The sequence below is a fragment of the Microcoleus sp. Z1_A1 genome (assembly GCF_036700305.1).
Classification (GTDB): domain Bacteria; phylum Cyanobacteriota; class Cyanobacteriia; order Cyanobacteriales; family Microcoleaceae; genus Microcoleus.
In genome coordinates this window covers 127,140-147,349 of sequence record NZ_JAUBOR010000011.1, presented here as the reverse complement: position 1 = coordinate 147,349, position 20,210 = coordinate 127,140, and the positions used below count along the sequence as shown (strand labels likewise).

Here is a 20,210-nt window from a genome sequence, read left to right as displayed (position 1 = left end):
AGTCGAGGAGTGTCAAAGTGCTGGCATTGTGCAATCGACAATCTCAAATCTAAAATCTAAAATCTCAAATCCACAATCTCAAGTCTCAAATCCACAATCTAAAATCTAAAATCCACAATCTAAAATCTAAAATCTAAAATCTAAAATCGATTGATGGTATTTTCTAGTTTGTCGGCAATGCCTTCTACCCAGTTTTCATCTTGTTTTGTATAGCTGCGGGGCGCGTTAGCACCTAAGATTAAAACGCCTTGGCTGCCGATAGGTTGACAGATGACTCCTTGGGTATTTTCTGGCAAATAGTCAAATTCAATTTTGCCGGGATAAATATTGAGATTTACTAAATAAATTGGTTTGTTTTTGTCGAGCACTCGCTGCAAAATCGGCCCCGGTTTGACTTCGGGATTGATGCCTAAAATACCGCGCCGCAATAGGACTTTTCCTTGATACACAATTACGATCGACCTTGTGGCGGTATTTGTCAACAGCAAACGCGACGCCCAGGCTAATTCTATTTTCACAGCATCCGGCAAATCCGGCGCAAATTCAAAACCTTCTTCGCCGATAAGTTTTACGGAATCGGGCGATCGCGCTTGCACCTGCTGCCACAGCAAACCTGTTAAAATCAGCAGAGCGCTGATAATTACTCCCAAAGCGTCCGATCGAGCTTGAGAATCTGTAATTTGCTCTGTCAGCAATCGGTTTACCATTAGCAGCGTACCTGCTAACCCTCCTGCAACTAAGGGCAATTGCCGCAAAACTTTATTGGGATCAGATTTAGTCATTAGTCATTAGTCATTAGTCATTAGTCATTAGTCATTGGTAATTGGTAGTTGGTAATTTAAGTAATGCCAACTGCCAACTGCCAACTGACTTTATCCTACTTCCCCAATTTCGACAATTCGCTGGAAGAGATAGCCGGTGCCGCGGGCGGTGAGAATTAATTCGGGATTGCTGGGGTCGTCTTCCAACTTTGCCCTCAGCCGCGAGATGTGAACGTCCACTACGCGGGTGTCTACGTGGCGTTCTGGCGTGTATCCCCAGACTTCCTGCAAAATTTCCGATCGCGAAAAAGGCTCTCCAGAACGGCTGACAAGCAGTTCTAACAGGCTGAATTCCATGCCCGTGAGGCGAATTCGCTCGTCGCCTTTGTAAACTTGGCGCTTGTTGGTGTCAATCCTAATGTTGGTGACGTGGATGACTCCAGAACTGGGAATTCCCGATGCGCCGTTTTTGTCTACCCGGCGCAATACCGAACGGATACGGGCTTCTAGTTCTTTGGGAGAGAAGGGTTTGACGACGTAATCGTCGGCGCCCAATTCTAAACCGGTGATGCGATCGGCTACGTCTCCCAAAGCAGTTAGCATGATGATAGGCACGTCTGACTCTTTTCGCAACTCCTGACAGACGCCGTAACCGTCTAGCTTCGGCATCATCACGTCCAAAACCACTAAGTCGGGTTCGGTGTTGCGAAATGTTTCGAGAGCTTCTTCGCCGTCAGCAGCGGTGACGACATCGTAGCCAATCATGGAAAGGCGAGTCTCCAGAATGCGACGGATACTGGCTTCGTCATCGACTACCAGAATTTTTTCTTTATGGTTTTCCAAGTTACCGAGCACTCCTTAAGTTACATTTCAGATAATGTTATTTTTTTGTACCCTATCATAGAGGACACAAATTGAATCATGGGCGGCGATCGGTCTGAAAGCTTGATAATTGCTTTAAATCAGACTTTTCTAAATGTTAGGGTGACTATTTATCATAGTAAACAATGCCTAAGCCTCGAATACAATATATTTGTCGGGAATGCGGGTATGATTCACCACAATATTTTGGCAGATGTCCTAGCTGTCAGAAGTGGGATTCTTTTGACGAGCAGTTAGAACAACCTACTGCTGGTGTGCCGCGGGCTGGTTTAACTGGGGTGACAACTAAGACAGTGGGCGGTTCGCCCCCTGATAAGTCGAAGGGTCAACCAAGGGTATCTTTCAGATTATCGCAGATTGCTGACCAAACTCAGTCTCGGTGGCCTTCTGGTTACGGGGAACTCGATCGAGTTTTGGGAGGCGGGATTGTTCCGGGTTCGCTGGTGTTGATTGGGGGGGAACCGGGAATCGGGAAATCGACGCTGCTGTTGCAGGTGGCGAATATGTTGGCCCGCAAGGATCGGATACTGTATGTCAGTGCGGAGGAGTCCGGCCAGCAGGTGAAGTTGCGATCGCAGCGTTTGGGCGTGGCTAATCCGGTTGAATTGTCAAGCAACGGCGGGCATAAATCTGGCAGTAACGGGGAAGCTAAAAAGGATTCGGAGGACAATTCAGCGGAGAATTTCTATTTGCTTCCAGAGACGGATTTAGAAGTTGTTTTGCGGGAGTTAGAAGCGCTGAAACCGAATGTGGCGGTGATTGACAGCATCCAAACTATTTATTTTGCTAGTTTAACATCGGCTCCGGGTTCGGTGGCTCAGGTGCGGGAATGTACGTCTGCTTTGATGCAGGTTGCGAAAAGGGAAAATATTACTTTATTTATTGTCGGTCACGTTACGAAAGATGGAGCTTTGGCGGGGCCGAGGGTTTTGGAACATTTGGTAGATACTGTACTGTATTTTGAGGGCGATCGCTTTGCTTCTCATCGACTTTTGCGATCGATGAAAAACCGTTTTGGCGCTACTCACGAAATTGGTGTTTTTGAAATGGTAGCCAACGGTTTGCGAGAAGTAGATAATCCGTCGGAGTTATTTTTAGGGAATAGAGATGAATTTTCGCCCGGTACTTCGACGACTGTTACTTGCGAAGGAACTCGACCTATTTTAGTAGAAATTCAGGCGCTAGTCAGCCCTGCAAGTTTCGGTTCGCCGCGCCGTACTACTACTGGTGTGGACAATGGTAGATTGCAGCAAATTTTAGCTGTTTTGGAGAAAAGGGTGGGGATTCCTTTATCTAAATTAGATGTAATTTTGGCGTCGGTGGGCGGGTTGAAGGTGGACGAACCGGCCGCGGATTTGGCAGTTGCGATCGCCGTTGTGGCCAGTTTTCGCGATCGGGTGGTTGATGCACGCACTGTTTTGCTTGGGGAAGTGGGTTTGGGGGGACAGGTGCGGCCGGTTTCCCAATTAGAGTTGCGGCTGAGGGAAGCAGCTAAGTTGGGTTTCAAAAGGGCGATTATTCCTAAGAATCAACCGGTGCCAGAGTTGGGGATGGAGATTATTCCGGTGGCGAAAGTAATCGATGCAATTATTGCAGCGATTCCTGCTACTCCGGCTCAGTTGCAGTCTGGTGATATGGAATTACAGTCGGTTGATTTGGAGGAAGAGGATTTGTTTAATTGAGATTATGTTAAGGTAGCAATAACTGGGAAAACACCAATCTAAAACTCACATTATGAAAGCCTACGAATTTCCAGCAAAAGTTACATCGGAAGGGAAAATAAACTTGACCGATGACATTTTAAAATACTTGGCAGTCAACCAAGATGTAAGAGTGATAATTCTGGTGAATGAACAAACAAACTCAGAAGCCGATGAAGTAGAGGAGAAAACAGATTGGCATCGTCTTGCCGCCGAACAATTCTTTGCCGATTACAGCGAAGAAGATGCAATTTACGATGAGATTTGAGCTATGACTAATTATCAGTTTGGAGAATTAGTTCTAGTCGGATTCATCTTTGCGGGTGCAGCCGAAACTAAACGCCGTCCTGGTTTGGTACTGTTGGACACAGGAGATGAAGACATGATTGTTGCCAAGATAACCAGTCAAATTACTCGTACAAACTTTGATGTCGAAATTCAGGAATGGCAACAAGCAGGATTAAAGCGGCCTTCAGTGGTTCGCTTGCATAAACTGAACACGTTACAAAAAAGTTTAGTTGAAAGGAGACTGGGAATATTAACCCCTGATGATTTGGCGCAAGTGCGAGATAGAGTCAAACAAATCTGGTCTTTCATTTGATGAAAATACAGGATCGCAAGCTTCATTAGTCACGGCAAATCTCAAATCTCAAATTTCCAACTGTATGCGGAGGCACGAGTTATGTATCAAGTAGACATTCTTGAGGCAAAAGAAAAGCTTCTGGAATTAATCGAAGCGGCGATGAGAAGCGAAGAAGTAGCGATTACTCAAGATAACCCGCCTGTTGTAAAATTGGTAGGAATACCGCCAGCTAATAAGAAGCGCTGGCCATCCAAAGCTGGGAGTGCTAAAGGAATGGTTTGGATGTCCGATGATTTTGACGAACCGCTAGAAGAGTTTAAGGAGTACATGGAATGAGGTTGTTGTTGGACACTCATGCCTAACCACGATCGAAGGAAAAAATATCGTTCTTTAGTAGCAAACACTATGAGACGATTGCAAATAACCACACTTATTAAAGGGATAGTTATGGCAATCGTAACACTCTATCACGGTACAGATATTGAGAGTGCATTGGATATTCTTAATAACGGGTTAAACGGATCTCGCTTGCTAGCTTTGCAAACTCAGCCCATACAATTAGGTATCGGTTGGTATGCTGCATTCGATCCAGAAGTGGCCTGGTTCTTTGCTACCCTAGCACCCGGTTTAGAGGCATTAGGCTGCACAGTTATTGAAATGTCTTTGCCTGTGGTAGAATTAAACTATCTGTTGGGTAGAGGAGAAGCTAAAATTGAGCCAATTGCCAATGTGATGTTCTCTGCACAGCAAATATGGTTTTCAATTAATGCGTTTGAATTTTTAAATGAAAAAGCTGAGTTTCAACCTTACGAAGAAGTAGGATAAATGAAAAAACATTACACTTTGAAGGATTTAACAATTCGTTCAAAAAATCGCCAAAGTACAAATAATAATATCACTGCACATACTCATACTGTGTTGTTCGCTCGTGCGCTTACAGTTGAAGAACAGCAAGAATTTACACAAATATTACAGATTGTTTGCGAAACCTTTGATTCATCACAAGGTTTAGATAATAACTTTTTAGCTAAGCCTAATGTGACATTTATTGCTCCTAACCAGGCATATTACACAGTGAATCAGGGCATTTGGGCAGGTTCGCGGAAGGATGAGCTATTTGCTAAGTTAGCTGCATTCAGTCAAGATGTTGCGACCATTGCTGAACATGATGGCAATCCTGTCTTTAGCAAACTAGGAAAGTTAAAGCAACTGCAAGAGTGGGCGCAGTCGCAGATTGACAATACGGTGCAACCAGAAGTTAGACCAGATATTGCAATTACAGTGTTGCAGTTAATTGATGAAATTGCCAGGTTGCAAAACAAAATCAAGGAATTAGAAAATAAATCACAAACTGTGTAATGTTGTCAAAAAAATCATAATTTATCAATTTTTTAATTCGCTTGTTAGCCGAAACATGAACAAATCAAAAAGACGTAAAAATCAGTGGTCAAATGAACTAAACGACATCATTCGAGGTGCATCGGGTGGCTTTTTGTTCGGAATTCCGCTGCTTTATACGATGGAGGTTTGGTGGATCGGTTCGTATACTACACCAGCGGAAATGTCGATCGCGATCGCAACTACTTTTCTCGTCGTTTTCTTGCTGACTCGCACTGAAGGTTTTCGCAAAACTAAGGACATCCGCTGGCTAGATGCTGCAATCGATACCGTAGAAGCGATCGCCCTTGGCATTGTCTGCGCGGCTTTTGTCCTGTTTTTGCTCAGGGAAATTACCCCGGAGACTCCGCTGCAAGAAACTTTGGGGAAAATCATCTTTGAAGGCCTGCCGTTTGCCTTGGGAGTAGCCCTGGCCAACGGTTTCTTGAGCGGCGATCGCTATCAAAGTTCAGACAGTGAACAGGAACCTACCATTAATGCAACTGTAGCAGATATCGGCGCTACTTTAATCGGCGCGATGATCATTGCTTTCAACATCGCCCCAACTGACGAAATTCCCATGCTAGCGGCAGGTATTTCGCCACCTAGGCAATTAGCAATTATCGCCGCTTCCCTGCTAATTTCTTACGGTATAGTATTTGTAGCAGGCTTTACTTATCAAGCAAAAAGGCAGCAGCAGCAAGGGATTTTTCAGCGTCCTCTCAGCGAAACTGTCATGGCCTATTTAGTGTCCCTGGCGGCTTCTGCATTTATGATGTTTTTCTTCCACAAACTCACTTTTGACGACCCGTGGTCGCTGTGGTTGAACTATACGTTAGTATTGGGATTGCCGGCGGCTGTTGGCGGCGCCGCGGGGAGGTTGGCGGTATGAGTGAAAGTAATAACGAACAGCAACAAAAAAGAACTTTTGCTGAATGGGTGACATTTGCGATCGCCGGCTTGATCCTCTTTGCCCTCACCGGACTCGTACTCTACAACTGGGTGACTAAAAAGCAGGAACCTCCGGTTATTTCTGTCACTCGGAACACGCCTATTCGCGAAAATCAAGGGCAATTTTACGTGCCGTTTACAGTAACTAATACGGGCGGCGAAACGGCAGAATCAGTGCAAATTATGGCCGAACTCCGCGTCAACGGTGAAGTTGTAGAATCCGGCGACCAACAAATAGATTTTTTGTCAAGCGGTGAAACTCAAGAAGGAGCTTTTATTTTCAGCCGTAACCCCAGTCAAGGTGAGTTGATTGTGCGATCGAGCAGTTACAAACTGCCTTAACAAGGTTTTCAACTCTCGTTTCCGGTAAGTGTGACCCTCATAAAATCCTGTCGCTGGGTGGGGGCGGGTTTAAAAATACCTTGGTTATTAAGCAGAGATACGGGTGAACCCGCCCCTACAAAATTTACGTTTATTGACCGAGAATTTTTTCATGGTACCCGCCACGTGATTTATCCGTGGAATCAATCCAAAATCTAAAATCCTCAAGCCCCCGAATTTATCTCGCGCAAGTCAATCCAAAATCCAAAATCTAAAATCTAAAATAGAATGACTCGGTATCACGTTAAATAGACATAATTCCCGTAGGGGCGGGTTCACCCATCTCTCCAATCGAGTGAGAGATTCATTAAACCCGCCCCAACCTCGATATTGTAGTGCGATCGAGCTAACGCTTCACGAGAGTGTGTTCCCACTTCCAAACACAGCTAGAAATCAAATTCGTGCAGATATGAGCCGTAATTGGCACTAACAAATTCCCAGTAGCTAAAACACTGTAACCCAACAGCAATCCGACAGCCGTTGCCCAAACAGCATAAGGCCACTGATCCAGGGTTCCCAAGTGCAGAATACCGAAACAAAAACTCGATAAAACTAAACCGGTAACATTCAATCCCAAAGCAGACAGCATCACGCCTCGAAATAGCAATTCTTCGCTAAGTCCCGGCAGGAGTCCCAGCCAAATTAAATCCGGCCAAAACAAAGGTTTGAGCACTACTTCCAAGTAAACATCCGCACTGCGGCGATAACCGGGCCAGAGTTGATAAACGATCGCACTGCCGCCTGTAATTGCCAGTCCGAGCGCAAATCCTTTGAGCAAGTCGATTCCTATCAATTTGACTGGCAAAAGCGATACCGATCCAAATAGTAACCACAATTTAGCTACCGCCAGCAACATAATTGCTGTCACGCCCATTGCTACTAAAATTTGGGTGCGCGTCAAGGGTTCAATTTCAGGATTTCCGGGAAGTTTTTCTGCCACTTAATCACTTTTAGATTTGAGGTTTGAGATTTGAGATTTGTTTAGTTGAGTCAGACAAACAACGCAGGGGGGAGATGTCTGCGCCCAAGGAAGCTGGACTGATGCCCGATCGCAAAGCGACCAAAACTCCGATCGCCTCTAAATATGAGTTTACCTGCAAAGCTTTGATTCCGAGTTTTTCTGGAGTCGCCTGCATCTGGGTTTTGTTGTCGCCGACAGCGATGATTTGTACGGACGATCGCGCACTCAAACTCAGAATAGCACTGCCGCCGCAGGCTGTGGCGGGTATCACTACCGCATCGACTCGATCGGCGGTAATTGATAATTGATTGTGCTGCTGGCTTTCTGGCGCTACCAATTGGGGAGCTTTGCTGAGTCCGGCAAGCACGCAAGGTAGGAAAGTATAGCCGATTTCCTCAGCAGCCGATCGCGGGGACAGGTGCGGATCGAGGGGAAGCGCTGACAGCGCGGGGGCGTGGGCGCAGGGGATTTTAAACGTTTTGACGACGAGGTGGCTGATCGCAGCTTCCGCGCCGGCGAGGGGGTCAACTCCTTTGCCCCGGCGGTAGTTTTCGAGGGCGAGGCTGCCTTCATCGTCGGGAAATCTGGCTACAACTGCGATCGCCTCTACTCTTGCTTGTGTGATTAATTTTTCTGCCGCGCGCAATAAACTGTCTGGATTGCCGATCGTCCCCCAGGATGCCCCGGATTCGGAAATACGCAATTCTACTTGCAGGGGGCGATCGGTTAAAACACAATCGGTTATATTCAAACCCAATGTAGCTCTCGCTGCATCAGCCGCTTGCAAGTGGCGCAACTGCAAGTCTGGTTCAATGCCGGCATCGAGGATTAAGCCGATGCGATTTTGATGTACCGGTTGCAGTCCCCAGCATCCGGCAGCAAATTTGTCAAGGGCGTAACCTTCAACGTAGAGAGCGTTAGGTATGGGCCAATAAAGTTGAGCGCCGTTGAGGACGTTGGGGTGAGTGATCAGGGTGTCTGAAATTTGGGCGATCGCCCTAGCCACGGGCAGCGCATCTCCTGCAAACCCCCCGATCGAGGCTCCAACGCCTGTGGGGACTATCAAAACCACTGTCAAAGGGCGGGGGTTCACGATGTTGCGGGGGATGCTTCCACGAGCACGTAGCCTTCTACCACAGCCTTTTGCCGATCGACATCCACGTCTGTGACTGCCCACCGTAGGGGTTCGCCGTGCTTTTGCAGTTCAATTTCAATAGCCGAGTGCAGTTGCTCGGCGGTATCGTGGAGGTCAACTTCTGCGGAAATGAAATGGGTGGTCATAGGGCGATCCATAGTGGTTTTACCGCTAACGGTACTTAGGTCAATTTTAGCTTAGTGCTAGGATTTACCGAATTGGCGATCGTAAACAATGTCTTCTTTTTCTGTTTCTATCTTCAAGTTCGATCGGGGATAAGCAACACACAGCAACACATAACCTTCTGCCTGAAGTTCGGGACTAACGCCCATGCCATCAACTTGATCAACTTGACCCTCAATAATTTTAGCAGCGCAAGTAGTACAAACCCCCGCATTGCAAGAACTCGGCAACTCAATGCCAGCGGCGTTGGCGGCGCGGAGAATTTGTTTATCTTCGGGTACTTCTACGGTATAGGTAGAGCCTTGGTGGATCAATTCAACAGTGTAAGTCTTAGACATATATCAATTATTGGTTTTAATTCCCCAATTGGAATTTACGCTAGATTTGGAAACAAAGCAATCAGTATTTTACCGCTGTTGGTGCTTTTGTGCAAATTTACAACTGCATTTTTTATTGATAATTTTTTTTATTAATTGGCCGGGCGAGTGAGTGGCATTTTGTCAATGACTTTTTCACAAATTATTACAAACCTCACGGCGGAACTGTGCCACAAAGCACTTATACCTAATTAATTTTTTGCCTTCAAGCCAACAACTCATCAACCGCAAGACTAAAACCCGGCAGCACTAGCTGAGTGCTGACGGTAGAACCCAGGTTAAAAGTTAACTTTTGAGTTTGAGTCATTATCAATATCCAGCGACTTTCTGGAAAAACTATCCAAACTTCCAGACAACCCGAATCTAAATACTCTTGTGCTTTAAGAAAAATCTCTTCCGCAATATCAGTAGGAGAAACTATTTCAGCAATTAACAGCGGGCTTTGAGGCAAAGTAGGAACATCGCCATATTCAGCAACAAGTTCAGCAGTCAGATAAGCCACATCAGGGCGGCGCACTCGCCTGTCTGTACGACAAGGAACTTCTGTATAAACTTCGCCGCATTGTCCGCTAGAATCTTTGTAATTTCCCCAAGCACGATCTAGTCTAGATTGGATTCGACTGTGTTTTACTGTCATGCCATTTTTCTCCGCGATTTGCCCGTCCACCCATTCCATATCGTCGGTGGGACTGGCTATAAAGTCTTCTAGAGAAACATTGTCTGATAAAACGGCTGTCATTACCATAGCCATTTACTCCCTTTTGCAGAATTCACTAAATTATAGCAATCTTTGGTAATTGGTAATTGGTAATTGGTAATTGGTAATTGGTAATTGGTAATTGGTAATTGGTAATTGGTAATTGGAACTGAGATATTGCACCATTTTCAGCAACAGGCTTTCCGGCCTGTTCCACAAGAAAATCAATATCTTTGTGGAACAGGCAGGAAAGCCTGTTCATAAAAGGCTTATTGAGAATGGTGCAATATCTCAGTTGGAGTAACAAAATAACCCATGCCCTATGCCCTATGCCCCATGCCCCATGCCCCATGCCCAATTTACTCAATATTAATTTGATTGGGTGGTTTAGGTTGATTCGGTTTGTCATCCTTCAAAGTTTTACGCCCAGAACTAGCATAATCTTTATAAAAATCCACAAACATCTTTGTCAACTGCTGCAAAGAAAGTTGTTCCCCATTAACTTGAGCTTTCATATAAGCTTTAAGCACTTCAATGTAAGCCAAACCGAGGGCAAGCGTGAGAGTTGCTGCCGTTGCACCGGAGATAGCACCGCCCACAACAGTACCCGCACCAGGAATCATTTTAATCAAATTAGTAACAATACTTCTGCCGATAGCAGTAACCCCGCCAGCGCCGCTAATAGCAGACAGCATCGCCGAAATAAACCCCTTATCAAAGGGCATTCCAAAAATCACAGTAATATTAGCAATCATTGCCGTTTGCATCGTCATCAAAATCGGCGCATCAGCAAACGGTACAGGAGTTGCACCGACAATTGCAGAACCTGCAACATAAGCACTTAGATACTTAAATGCCATATCGGATTTGAGCGCAATATTGGCAATTTGTTCTTTAACAAAAGCTTTCTTAGCTACTTCGGGCAGCAGTTGAAAAGTTGCATCTACCAACTTATCTAAACCGTGAGAGTTTACTGTATAATCCTCATCAATTTCTTCCGGTTCAGCCATGACGGGGATGATTTGACTGACGGGCAAATTCATGTGTTCCAGTTGCTTGAAAAACTCGCTCGGCTTTTTAGATGTAGTTTGAGTCAAAACTAAAATCACTGGTACATCTTTAACTTCCATTTCTTTTAGCCAGCTTTCCTCCACAGATTCTATTCTATTGGCGCTGTGATTGATGCAGTACCAGATGACGTGAATGTGTTCTTTTGGGTGCAGGAGTCTTTGGTCTTCAATCAGTTTAGCAACGTTTAATTGAATAACTTTAATTTGTTCGGCGTTGAGTTCGAGTCCAGGAGTATCGTAGACTGTAATTGGGCAATTCGGTTTTGTATATTGGCGGATGCCTTGAGTTATGGGGCGGCCGACTCCGGTTTCTGCTAAGCGTTGGCGAAAAACGGAATTTATCAGGGTACTTTTGCCAACACCAGTTTTGCCGATGACTAAAACATTGCACTGTCCCACTTGGTTTTCTGCCTCTTTGAAGGCGTAATAACTTCTATTTAAAAGCTCGTCTAAGGAAAAGTCGTCTGACATGGCGGTTTGCTCCGATAAGGGTGGGATATTAATTCAATACCACCGAATAGAATTCCGATGCTCTACAAACGAAGTCCGCGAAGGCGGACTGGGGGAGTATTAAATATATTGTAGCAATTTGATTTCAGAACCAGTGGAAAGGATATCTGATTCAATTATTCAATATTTTCAGGATTTTCAGGCTGCTCGCTGTCAGGCGGTAAAAAATCAGGATTAAGAACTTCTTCTTCAGTAAATGGAGACTCTGGGGGAAATATCTGAATAGATAAACCTGTTTCATCTGCGGCTAATTCCCTAGCATCTTGATAAGATTCATTAAAAATTTCTTCAAAAAAACGATATAAACTTGGACTGGTTTTGAAGGTATCTCGGATGCGTTGACGATGTTCACGAATGGTGTACACCCAACTATTTGTTCGTTTTTCTGGCTGATATTTATACTTAAGTAAGTGCATTAAAAGTACCCTTAAATTACTTTTTAAAGCATTCTTATCGCTTTTTCCCATACTTTCCAGTTCCTCTAGTAAGTTCTCTAAATCTATTTCAGAAAACTTTCCCTCTTTCAATAAGTTGATTGTTGTCTGTAACCAAAGATAAAAATCCCGTTCATAAAGAGATGTTATTGCAGTTGTTATTGATTGGATAGTTGTCATTTTGTTTGACTCCATTTCTTGGTCATCAACCTAAGAATATTGTAGTAGTAGGTTGCGTAGCCCTTCGACTCCGCTCAGGAACCGCGACAGCGAACCCTCCGCTAAATGCTCCGCCCAACAAATCCCAGAAATTGTTGGGTTTCGTAAACTCAACCCAACCTACTGAGTTTCGGATTTCATAATTTAGTTTAACCTAGCAATCCATCGACCTCAATGCTAAAACCGATCAGGATTTGTTGGGTGGTGGCGGTATCGCCGGATCTAAATGTCAATATTTGATTTTGAGTCATCACGAATATTAAACGACTTTCGGGAAAAACTAGCCAAACTTCCTGACAGCTAGATTCTAAATATTCCTGTGCTTTGAGAAAGACATCTTCAGCGATATCGGTGGGTGAAACTATTTCGGCAACTAAAGGGAAACTTTGGGGTAAAGTGGCAAGATTGCCAAATTGTGCAACTAATTCGGGTGTGAGATAAGCGACATCGGGGCGGCGAATTTGTCGGTTGGTGCGGCAAGGAACCTCGACATAAGCCTCTCCACCTTGTCCGCTAGAATCTTTGTAATTTTTCCAAGCATCCCCCAGGCTTAACTGAATTTTACCCGTCTTTAGTGTCATGCCATTTTTCTCCACAAGTTGGCCGTCTACCAATTCCATGTTGTCGGGTGGCTCGGTGATGAACTCTTCTATGGTAAGATTATCCTGTAGGGCGGCAGTCGCTCGCATAGGTGTTTCCTCGATTTTAAATAGTTCGCTAATACTATTATCGCTGATGCCGTGGGAATTGTTGGGGGCGATAGGTGCGGGCAATTCCCTACGGGATAGCTACCCCGCGTGTACTTTTATTTTGTTTTGTTTGACGGTAAAAAAGTTACAATATCGCTTAAAATTAAATCAGCAATTTGCGATCGCCCATCCCCCATGCCAAATCTCAACCTCAAGCCAACCCACCAACCTGTTAAAGCATATTACAATGCCCTGGGACAATTTGCGAAATTGGGGATATCTCACGAATTAGCAGTAAAGGATGCTTTTGCCGATTTGCTAAAGTCTTGCTGTCAGCAATTTGGGTGGACGCTGGTGCCGGAAAAAGAGATGAAAATCGGCAACAATAAGCGGATCAGAGTTGATGGGGAATTAGTGCGCGCCGACAGTCTCAGACACGGTATCTGGGAAGCAAAAGACACCCATGACAAGCTGGAACGCGAAGTTAAACAAAAATTTGCTGTTGGCTATCCCAAAGATAACATTATTTTTCAAGCACCGGAACGGGCAATTATTTGGCAAGGCGGCAAGCAACTCTGTGATGAAGATATCACAAAACCGCAATCCCTAGTCGATACGCTGAAGCTATTTTTTGAATACCGAACTCCCGCTATCGCCCAGTGGGAAGTCGCCGCCGCTGAATTTGGCAGCAGAGTCAAAGATTTAGCCGGAAAAATGATTAGTTTGATTGACGGACAACGCAAAACTAACAAAAGATTTATTGAAGCATTTAATGACTTTACCGCCGTCTGCCGCCAATCAATTAACCCCAATCTCTCCGAAGCTGCTGTCGAGGAAATGCTAATTCAGCACATCCTCACCGAACGCATTTTTCGCCGCATTTTTGACAACCAAGATTTTACCAACCGCAATATCATCGCTGTTGAAATCGAAAAAGTTATTAATGCTTTAACTTCTAAATCATTCAGTCGTGACCATTTCCTCGGAGAAGTTGACTATTTTTACCGTGCCTTAGAAGAAGCCGCCGCTACAATTGATGAATTTAGCGAAAAACAGCACTTTCTAAACACCATTTACGAGAAGTTTTTCCAAGGATTTGCTATCAAGGTTGCGGACACTCACGGCATCGTTTACACTCCTCAACCGATTGTGAATTTTATGGTCAAAAGTGTTGAGGATATCTTGCAAAAAGAGTTTGGCAAATCATTAAGCGATAAAGGAGTGCATATCCTAGATCCTTTTGTGGGGACAGGGAATTTTATGATGCGGGTAATGCGGGAGATTCGGAAAACGGCACTACCGCAGAAATATGCTGACGAATTGCACTGCAATGAATTGATGTTACTGCCTTATTACATTGCTTCGATGAATATCGAACATGAGTATTTTGAGGCAACGGGAACTTATCAACCATTTGAAGGTATTTGTTTAGTTGATACTTTTTCTGACCAAAAAGTACAGCAACTTTCTTTGTTTACGGCGGCCAATACAGCGAGGGTTGAGAGGCAGAGAAGTTCGCCGATTTTTGTTGTTGTTGGCAATCCACCTTATAATGCTTTTCAAATCAGTGAAAATGATAACAATAAAAATCGCAAGTATGAAGAAATAGACCGCCGCGTTGCCGAAACTTATTCTAAAGACTCGAAAGCAACTAATAAAAATGCACTGTCTGACCCTTATGTGAAAGCGATTCGCTGGGCATCTGATAGAATTGGTGATGAGGGAATTGTAGCTTTTGTAACTAATAACAACTTTGTTAATGATATTGCTTTTGATGGAATGAGAAAACATATTCAGAAAGATTTTGAGGCGATTTATATCTTGGATTTAGGAGGAAATGTGAGAAAAAATCCCCAACTTTCAGGTACAACTCATAATGTATTCGGCATTCAAGTAGGAGTTAGTATTAACCTGTTTGTCAGGAATAAAAATGGTCAAACTTCTAAACCTGCACAAATTTACTATGCACGGGTTGAGGAGTTGTGGCGCAAAGAAGAAAAGTATGAATATTTAGAAAAGTATCAACATCGAGGTGGGGTTGAATGGCAATTAATTCAGCCCGATCTAAAGTCCAATTGGCTAACTGAAGGGTTGCAGGATGATTTTGAGACGTTGATACCGATTGGTGGTAAAGAAGCTAAAGCTTCTAAGAAAATGGATGAAAGAGTCATTTTTACGTTATATAGTAATGGAGTCCAAACCAATCGCGATACCTGGGCATATAATTTTACAAAAGATGATTTAGTGGAAAATATTAGATTATTTATAGACAATTATAATCACCAAGTTTATCGCTGGCATCATCTAAGAAAACCGGGGGATACTATTGATAACTTTGTTGAATATGAGGATACTAAAATTAAGTGGAGTAGCCGTCTAAAAGAATGCCTTGCAGCCAATGTCAAAACAGAGTTTAATTCTGAAAAAATTCGGCTTGCACTTTATCGCCCGTTCAGTTTGCAATTTTTGTATTTTGATGAAGTTTTAACTCATCGTCGCGGTCAATTTCCCTATATATTTCCTGTACCAGATACTGAGAAAGAGAATCGAGTAATTGCCGTGACAAATCACTCCCAAATTCCCTTTCTAGTACAGATGACTGATTGTATTTCTGATGTGGGAGTAGGGGGGCGTCCCGGACAATGTTTCCCATTCTACATCTACGATGAAGACGGCACAAACCGCCGCGAAAATATCACAGACTGGGCGCTAACAGAATTCCGCAGCCACTACGAAGACGACAGGATTACCAAATGGGATATTTTCTATTACGTCTATGCTGTTTTGCACCATCCCACCTATTGCACTCGCTACGCGGCCAATTTGAAACGGGAATTGCCCCATATTCCCTACACTCCCGATTTTCATTCTTTCGCTAATGCGGGCAAACGTTTAGCAGAAATTCACGTCAATTACGAACAGCAACCCGAATATCCGCTTAAGTGGATAGAAAATACTGACGTGCCGTTAAATTGGCGGGTAGAAAAGATGAGATTGAGTAAAGATAAAACTCAACTGATTTACAACGATTTTCTCACCTTAAGCGGCATTCCCTCTTCAGCATTTGAGTACCGTCTGGGGAACCGTTCTGCGTTAGATTGGGTAATAGACCAGTATCAATTCAAAACTGATAAACGGAGTGGAATTGTTAATGACCCGAATCGCTTGGATGACGAACAATACATTGTCCGGTTAATTGGCCAAGTCATCGCAGTCAGTTTGGAAACTGTGCAAATTGTCAGCAGTTTGCCGAGTGTGGGAATAGGAGAGGAAGATATTATTGACTCTTAGACTGGAATGATGCTGCATGGTATCATCACTTTGGTTTCTTGCCCTGAACTTATGCCAATTCTTAAAAGTCGTAGCTCCCGGCACCGGACACGGCATTGCCGTTTCCCTACGGATATGGGGTACAATCTTGTAGCACTACTTTTTAGGTCACGAGTTCGTAAGTCCAGTTATAAAAAAACACAGCATTTAGAAATGTTCCAGCAGAGATTTCTCTTGGGCGTAAACTTTTCGCAGCGACTCCAGGGCTATTCGACTTAACATCAATTTAATCACCCCCACCAAATTTCCCCACTCGAACAATTCAGAAACAGAAACAGCTTTATGAAATCTATCCGCATAGAAATCCACCCAAAAATCCGGCGCGTGTCTCTCTTTCTGACTCGCTATCCGCCGCTTCCAATAACCAAAATCTAAACCAGAGGGCGATTCCACTCCCAAAACAGGCGGAAAGTCGGCATAACTCACAAACCGACTCATGCCTTTGGCGTGCACGTACAGGATATGCGCCCAGCACTCGAAGCGATATATTTGTTCTACCTTGATTTTCAGCAGCCGCGCGATCGCCTCTTTCGTCACAAACCGGCTCAATCTGTGTCTGGGGGTTGATTTTCGCGAAAATTTTGTTAACATGATGTTAAGCAAATCCTTTGTAAAGAGTGCAAACTTTTGTAAAGGGATTGAATTTGGATAGGCGATCGTCCTTGAGTTTTCCAGGCCTAGGGGCGATCGCTTTTTACATTATAATTGTATGACCTATATCAATCATCTGTCAAGAGCTTATGGGCTTAATTAGATTACGGGTTCGAGAGTTTGCTGCTGAGAAAGGCTGGACGATCAAAGAGGTTTCAGAGCGATCGGGGGTAGTCTACAGTACGCTCAGAACCTATGCCCGATCGCCCGGATTAGCAACAATTGACGTGACAGCCTTGGACAAGTTGGCGAGGACTTTTGACGTGATGGTCGAAGATTTGTATGAGATTGTCCAAGATTAGCCGATCGCTTTTTACGATAAAATTATCCCAAACTAAATCTAGTGGTCTGTCAATGGGTTTAATTAGATTGCGGGTTAAAGAATTTGCTGGTGAGAAAGGCTGGACGATCAAAGAGGTTTCTGACCGATCGGGAGTCAACTACAGCACCCTCAGCACCTATTCACGTTCTCCAGGAATGGCAATGGTTGATTTTACTTGTCTGCTCAAGTTGGCACGTACTTTTGACGTGATGGTGGAAGACTTGGTTGAGGTCGTCAAAGAGTAGTCGATCGCTTTTTGGGATAAAACTATCCGATGATGGTACACCATCATTTGTCAAGTATGGGTTTAGTCAGGTTAAAAGTCCGAGAACTAGCTAGCGAGAAAGGCTGGACGCTGAAAGAAGTTTCAGAACGATCGGGAGTAATTTACAGCACCGTCAGACACTACGCCCGCTGTCCGGGAGTGTCAACCATTGACTTTATTTCTATACACAAATTGGCTCGCACCTTTGATGTAATGATTGAAGACTTGGTGGAAATTGTGCAGGAGTGAGCGATCGCTTTTTACGATAAAATTTTATCCCAGAGTAAATCTAGTGTTCTGTCGATGGGTTTAATTAGATTGCGGGTTCGAGAGTTGGCTGCTGAGAAAGGCCCGACGATCAAAGAGGTTTCAGAGCGATCGGGAGTAGTTTACAGTACGCTCAGAACCTATGCCCGATCGCCCGGATTAGCAACTGTTGACGTGACAGCCTTGCATAAGTTGGCAAGGACTTTTGATTTGTCGATCGAAGATTTGTATGAAATTGTCCAGGAATAGTCGATCGCTTTTACGAACTAATTATCCACTCAATATTGCTCGACAGTTGCTAGCCTCTGATTGACAGACTCACCCCCTTGTAGCGCTTCCCAATCCGATGTAACAGGTTGGTAAGAACAGTAACACACCACAATTCGCTCCTCAGTATCGGAAGCAAAAAACTGCTGAACGCGAGTAACTACCCAATCTCCATCTTTCCCGTGGGTGACTCCATTACCGGGGTCAGATAAATTTTCATAATCGCGGGTTTTGTCCCCTACTTGAGGAATTTCTGGGTTTTCTTCCCAAGTCCAATTTTCCCAAAGTATATTAGTGAGACCGCCCCTCGGCATAAGCTGACGTTCTTCCCAGCCCGGAGCACTCATGCTTTCGGTTTTGTAGACAATCCAGATTTTTTTTGCCATTTTTTTAAAGACGATCGCACAATCGCGTTCAATACTTCGACTATATCAGAGATGAAAGCTCGTGCATCGGTTAAAATAGAGAAGTAATTTTGCGATCGATAAGTCTGAATGCCTACGTTACTCCGAGTCGGCCCATACCGTTTCTTCTGCTATGCGGGCGATCGGGATGAACCACCGCACGTTCACGTTGAGCGCGATCGAGAAGAAGCTAAGTTTTGGCTTAGTCCAGTTCGCCTTCAAAATAATAAAGGCTTCAATCGTACAGAAATCAATGGCATTCAGAAACTTGTTGAAGAACATCAACAGCAGTTATTAGCAGGTTGGAATGACTTCTTTAATGGTTGAGTTACTAGAAATTCCCCAAGCACAAAACGTAGTCCTTACAGACGACGCGCTAACAGTCGATCTATCCGATGGTCGTACTATTTCTGTTCCTTTAGCTTGGTATCCTCGGCTATTGCACAGCACACCAAACGAACGCAATAATTGGCGATTTATTGGTGGAAATGAGGGAATCCACTGGTCTGATATTGACGAAGACATTAGCATCAAAAATATCATTCTCGGTAAACCCTCTGGAGAAAGTCAGAAGTCATTTCAGCGGTGGTTAGAGGAACGCGGGAAGATAGTCTAATAACAAATCTGGCTTAAATACCCTTCTTAGTCTCTTAGAGAAGGACTTCGTTTGTGTAAAAGCGGTTTCAACCGCCGAATTATCTTAAAAAAAGCGCCTGAGTTCCCCCAGACGCATACCATAAAATCAACAAATTGTCAACCCTAACCTAACCATTCAAAGCCTCAGCACCGCCGCAAACTTCCAGGATTTCCTGAGTAATTGCTGCTTGCCGCGCCTTGTTATAAGTCAGCGTCAAACTACCGATCAAATCGCTAGCATTCTCACTAGCATTATTCATCGCCGTCATCCGCGCAGCCAACTCGCTAGCAGCAGACTCTTGCAAAGCCCGCAGCAATTGGTTGTTCAAATACAAGGGCAAAAGAGCCTCCAGAATTTGCGCCGGATCTTGCTCAAAAATCATGTCGCGGGGCAAACTCTTCTGAGTAGGTGCAGAAACCTTCTCGCGCGATACTTGAAACTGTCCGCCTTGCGATGTCAAGCGGAAGATTTCATCATCGGGAGTTTCCCAACCTTGGGGGTCGAGGGGCAGCAAAGTTTGAATTACCGGACGCGAACTAATTAATGACACAAACTTGGTGTAAATTAGCTCAACTCTGTCCACAGTTCCCGACAGGAACAAAGAAAGCAATTCGTCAGCAATTTGTGCCGCTTCCGGTGCTGTGGGAATTTGTTCCAAGTTAGCGTAAGTAGCATCGATCGGCTGTTCGCGGCGCTGGAAATACTGAGTAGCTTTGCGTCCTACCAACACGTATTTGTAGTCCAAGCCTTCAGCTTTGATTTCCTTAGCGCGATTTTCGGCGTATCTGATGATGTTGCTGTTGTAGCCGCCGCACAAACCCCGATCGCCCGAAACTACCAACAGTCCCACCGATCGCACTTCGCGTTTTTTCAGCAGCGGCAAATCCAGGTTTTCAAACTGCAAGCGTTCCGCCAAACCGTATAATACCTCTGCCAGTCGATCGGCAAAAGGCCGAGTAGCAGTCACCTGTTCTTGAGCGCGGCGCACCTTTGCAGCGGCCACCAAGCGCATTGCTTCTGTAATCTTTTTAGTGTTCTTGACCGACTTAATGCGATCGCGAATAGTTTTCAGATTTGCCATAATTTTCTCCTTTTTTCTTAGCTTTTATTCTGAGTTCTTAGTTCCTAGTCATCAATTTTTAAGCTTGTGCGCGATC

At 44.4% G+C, this 20,210-nt stretch carries 29 protein-coding genes; 15 read left to right on the top strand and 14 right to left on the bottom strand.

All coding sequences use genetic code 11. From position 1 onward, the window contains the following. Nucleotides 1-140: 140 nt before the first annotated feature. Together QT973_RS10130 and rpaB are read right to left on the bottom strand one after the other, a co-directional pair. Nucleotides 141-782, bottom strand: coding sequence for a cofactor assembly of complex C subunit B (locus QT973_RS10130; protein ID WP_333374036.1), 642 nt, complete (start codon nt 780-782; stop codon nt 141-143). Between the two features lie 90 nt (nt 783-872). Then, a complete protein-coding gene (gene rpaB / locus QT973_RS10125; protein WP_071587789.1) occupies nt 873-1,604 on the bottom strand; it encodes a response regulator transcription factor RpaB in 732 nt (243 codons plus the stop codon). 164 nt (nt 1,605-1,768) lie between these two features. Between rpaB and radA the strand changes: the two genes are divergently transcribed. The 8 genes from radA (at nt 1,769) to QT973_RS10085 (ending at nt 6,596) form a co-directional block, all read left to right on the top strand. Then, the gene (radA, locus tag QT973_RS10120) at nt 1,769-3,325 is read left to right on the top strand and encodes a DNA repair protein RadA (RefSeq protein WP_333391259.1); all 1,557 of its coding nucleotides are present in this window, start codon (nt 1,769-1,771) and stop codon (nt 3,323-3,325) included. Nucleotides 3,326-3,377: 52 nt separating this feature from the next. After that, nucleotides 3,378-3,611 carry a hypothetical protein gene (locus QT973_RS10115; protein WP_333205559.1) on the top strand — a complete coding sequence of 78 codons (234 nt, stop codon included), beginning with the start codon at nt 3,378-3,380 and terminating at the stop codon, nt 3,609-3,611. Nucleotides 3,612-3,614: 3 nt separating this feature from the next. Continuing rightward, on the top strand, nt 3,615-3,944 hold the full coding sequence (locus QT973_RS10110) for a type II toxin-antitoxin system PemK/MazF family toxin (RefSeq protein ID WP_333205560.1): 330 nt from the start codon (nt 3,615-3,617) through the stop codon (nt 3,942-3,944). 81 nt (nt 3,945-4,025) lie between these two features. Continuing rightward, nucleotides 4,026-4,262 carry a type II toxin-antitoxin system prevent-host-death family antitoxin gene (locus QT973_RS10105; protein ID WP_333205561.1) on the top strand — a complete coding sequence of 79 codons (237 nt, stop codon included), beginning with the start codon at nt 4,026-4,028 and terminating at the stop codon, nt 4,260-4,262. A 111-nt stretch (nt 4,263-4,373) separates the two neighbouring features. Beyond that, on the top strand, nt 4,374-4,751 hold the full coding sequence (locus tag QT973_RS10100; protein WP_333205562.1) for a hypothetical protein: 378 nt from the start codon (nt 4,374-4,376) through the stop codon (nt 4,749-4,751). Beyond that, nucleotides 4,752-5,285, top strand: coding sequence for a hypothetical protein (locus tag QT973_RS10095; RefSeq protein WP_333205563.1), 534 nt, complete (start codon nt 4,752-4,754; stop codon nt 5,283-5,285). It begins immediately after the preceding gene. 55 nt (nt 5,286-5,340) lie between these two features. After that, entirely contained in the window at nt 5,341-6,195 is an 855-nt protein-coding gene (locus tag QT973_RS10090) for a TIGR02587 family membrane protein (RefSeq protein WP_333391256.1), read from the top strand. Continuing rightward, entirely contained in the window at nt 6,192-6,596 is a 405-nt protein-coding gene (locus QT973_RS10085; protein ID WP_333054548.1) for a TIGR02588 family protein, read from the top strand. Before QT973_RS10090 ends, QT973_RS10085 begins: the two co-directional genes overlap by 4 nt. A gap of 385 nt (nt 6,597-6,981) precedes the next feature. Here the strand turns inward: QT973_RS10085 and QT973_RS10080 are convergent, their stop codons facing one another. The 9 genes from QT973_RS10080 to QT973_RS10040 all read right to left on the bottom strand — a co-directional run bounded on the left by QT973_RS10080 (nt 6,982) and on the right by QT973_RS10040 (nt 12,910). Next, complete coding sequence (locus tag QT973_RS10080) at nt 6,982-7,575, bottom strand: CPBP family intramembrane glutamic endopeptidase (protein ID WP_333391254.1); 594 nt, start codon at nt 7,573-7,575, stop codon at nt 6,982-6,984. Between the two features lie 10 nt (nt 7,576-7,585). Beyond that, nucleotides 7,586-8,689 (bottom strand): DUF3326 domain-containing protein, encoded by a 1,104-nt coding sequence (locus QT973_RS10075; RefSeq protein WP_333054546.1) that lies wholly within the window; start codon nt 8,687-8,689, stop codon nt 7,586-7,588. Beyond that, the gene (locus QT973_RS10070; RefSeq protein WP_333076025.1) at nt 8,686-8,877 is read right to left on the bottom strand and encodes a hypothetical protein; all 192 of its coding nucleotides are present in this window, start codon (nt 8,875-8,877) and stop codon (nt 8,686-8,688) included. Before QT973_RS10070 ends, QT973_RS10075 begins: the two co-directional genes overlap by 4 nt. A 57-nt stretch (nt 8,878-8,934) precedes the next feature. Beyond that, nucleotides 8,935-9,252 (bottom strand): 2Fe-2S iron-sulfur cluster-binding protein, encoded by a 318-nt coding sequence (locus QT973_RS10065; RefSeq protein WP_333054544.1) that lies wholly within the window; start codon nt 9,250-9,252, stop codon nt 8,935-8,937. A gap of 244 nt (nt 9,253-9,496) precedes the next feature. Continuing rightward, nucleotides 9,497-10,042, bottom strand: coding sequence for a Uma2 family endonuclease (locus tag QT973_RS10060; protein ID WP_333298245.1), 546 nt, complete (start codon nt 10,040-10,042; stop codon nt 9,497-9,499). A 22-nt stretch (nt 10,043-10,064) separates the two neighbouring features. Further along, nucleotides 10,065-10,355, bottom strand: a complete 291-nt coding sequence (locus tag QT973_RS10055; RefSeq protein ID WP_333054542.1) for a hypothetical protein — start codon at nt 10,353-10,355, stop codon at nt 10,065-10,067. Continuing rightward, nucleotides 10,348-11,529: a GTPase gene (locus tag QT973_RS10050; RefSeq protein WP_333054541.1), complete on the bottom strand. Its 1,182-nt coding sequence runs from the start codon at nt 11,527-11,529 to the stop codon at nt 10,348-10,350. Before QT973_RS10050 ends, QT973_RS10055 begins: the two co-directional genes overlap by 8 nt. 155 nt (nt 11,530-11,684) lie before the next feature. Next, a complete protein-coding gene (locus tag QT973_RS10045; RefSeq protein WP_333054540.1) occupies nt 11,685-12,182 on the bottom strand; it encodes a DUF29 domain-containing protein in 498 nt (165 codons plus the stop codon). A 188-nt stretch (nt 12,183-12,370) separates the two neighbouring features. Continuing rightward, nucleotides 12,371-12,910: a Uma2 family endonuclease gene (locus QT973_RS10040; protein WP_333391270.1), complete on the bottom strand. Its 540-nt coding sequence runs from the start codon at nt 12,908-12,910 to the stop codon at nt 12,371-12,373. 108 nt (nt 12,911-13,018) lie between these two features. On the opposite strand from QT973_RS10040, the gene QT973_RS10035 reads away from it, so the two are divergent. Continuing rightward, the gene (locus tag QT973_RS10035; RefSeq protein WP_333391251.1) at nt 13,019-16,201 is read left to right on the top strand and encodes a type ISP restriction/modification enzyme; all 3,183 of its coding nucleotides are present in this window, start codon (nt 13,019-13,021) and stop codon (nt 16,199-16,201) included. Between the two features lie 186 nt (nt 16,202-16,387). Here QT973_RS10035 and QT973_RS10030 read toward each other — a convergent pair whose 3' ends face one another. After that, the gene (locus QT973_RS10030; RefSeq protein ID WP_333391249.1) at nt 16,388-16,831 is read right to left on the bottom strand and encodes a hypothetical protein; all 444 of its coding nucleotides are present in this window, start codon (nt 16,829-16,831) and stop codon (nt 16,388-16,390) included. Between the two features lie 149 nt (nt 16,832-16,980). On the opposite strand from QT973_RS10030, the gene QT973_RS10025 reads away from it, so the two are divergent. Genes QT973_RS10025 through QT973_RS10010 form a run of 4 tightly spaced genes read left to right on the top strand, consistent with a single transcriptional unit; the run spans nt 16,981 to nt 17,994 of the window. After that, nucleotides 16,981-17,193 carry a helix-turn-helix transcriptional regulator gene (locus QT973_RS10025; protein ID WP_333054537.1) on the top strand — a complete coding sequence of 71 codons (213 nt, stop codon included), beginning with the start codon at nt 16,981-16,983 and terminating at the stop codon, nt 17,191-17,193. Nucleotides 17,194-17,245: 52 nt separating this feature from the next. Beyond that, nucleotides 17,246-17,458 carry a helix-turn-helix transcriptional regulator gene (locus tag QT973_RS10020; protein ID WP_333054536.1) on the top strand — a complete coding sequence of 71 codons (213 nt, stop codon included), beginning with the start codon at nt 17,246-17,248 and terminating at the stop codon, nt 17,456-17,458. Nucleotides 17,459-17,514: 56 nt separating this feature from the next. Continuing rightward, nucleotides 17,515-17,727, top strand: coding sequence for a helix-turn-helix domain-containing protein (locus QT973_RS10015; protein WP_190735550.1), 213 nt, complete (start codon nt 17,515-17,517; stop codon nt 17,725-17,727). A 54-nt stretch (nt 17,728-17,781) separates the two neighbouring features. Beyond that, complete coding sequence (locus QT973_RS10010) at nt 17,782-17,994, top strand: helix-turn-helix transcriptional regulator (RefSeq protein WP_333391248.1); 213 nt, start codon at nt 17,782-17,784, stop codon at nt 17,992-17,994. A 29-nt stretch (nt 17,995-18,023) separates the two neighbouring features. On the opposite strand, the gene QT973_RS10005 is transcribed toward QT973_RS10010, so the two are convergent. Further along, a complete protein-coding gene (locus tag QT973_RS10005) occupies nt 18,024-18,398 on the bottom strand; it encodes a hypothetical protein (protein WP_333391246.1) in 375 nt (124 codons plus the stop codon). A gap of 108 nt (nt 18,399-18,506) precedes the next feature. Here QT973_RS10005 and QT973_RS10000 point away from each other — a divergent pair, with 108 nt between their 5' ends. Both QT973_RS10000 and QT973_RS09995 read left to right on the top strand, forming a co-directional pair. Then, the gene (locus tag QT973_RS10000; protein ID WP_333054534.1) at nt 18,507-18,743 is read left to right on the top strand and encodes a DUF4160 domain-containing protein; all 237 of its coding nucleotides are present in this window, start codon (nt 18,507-18,509) and stop codon (nt 18,741-18,743) included. Then, the gene (locus tag QT973_RS09995; RefSeq protein ID WP_333054533.1) at nt 18,724-19,032 is read left to right on the top strand and encodes a DUF2442 domain-containing protein; all 309 of its coding nucleotides are present in this window, start codon (nt 18,724-18,726) and stop codon (nt 19,030-19,032) included. The genes QT973_RS10000 and QT973_RS09995 overlap by 20 nt, the downstream gene beginning before the upstream one ends. 148 nt (nt 19,033-19,180) lie before the next feature. On the opposite strand, the gene QT973_RS09990 is transcribed toward QT973_RS09995, so the two are convergent. Continuing rightward, nucleotides 19,181-20,134: a F0F1 ATP synthase subunit gamma gene (locus QT973_RS09990; RefSeq protein ID WP_333391244.1), complete on the bottom strand. Its 954-nt coding sequence runs from the start codon at nt 20,132-20,134 to the stop codon at nt 19,181-19,183. Nucleotides 20,135-20,210: the final 76 nt, after the last annotated feature.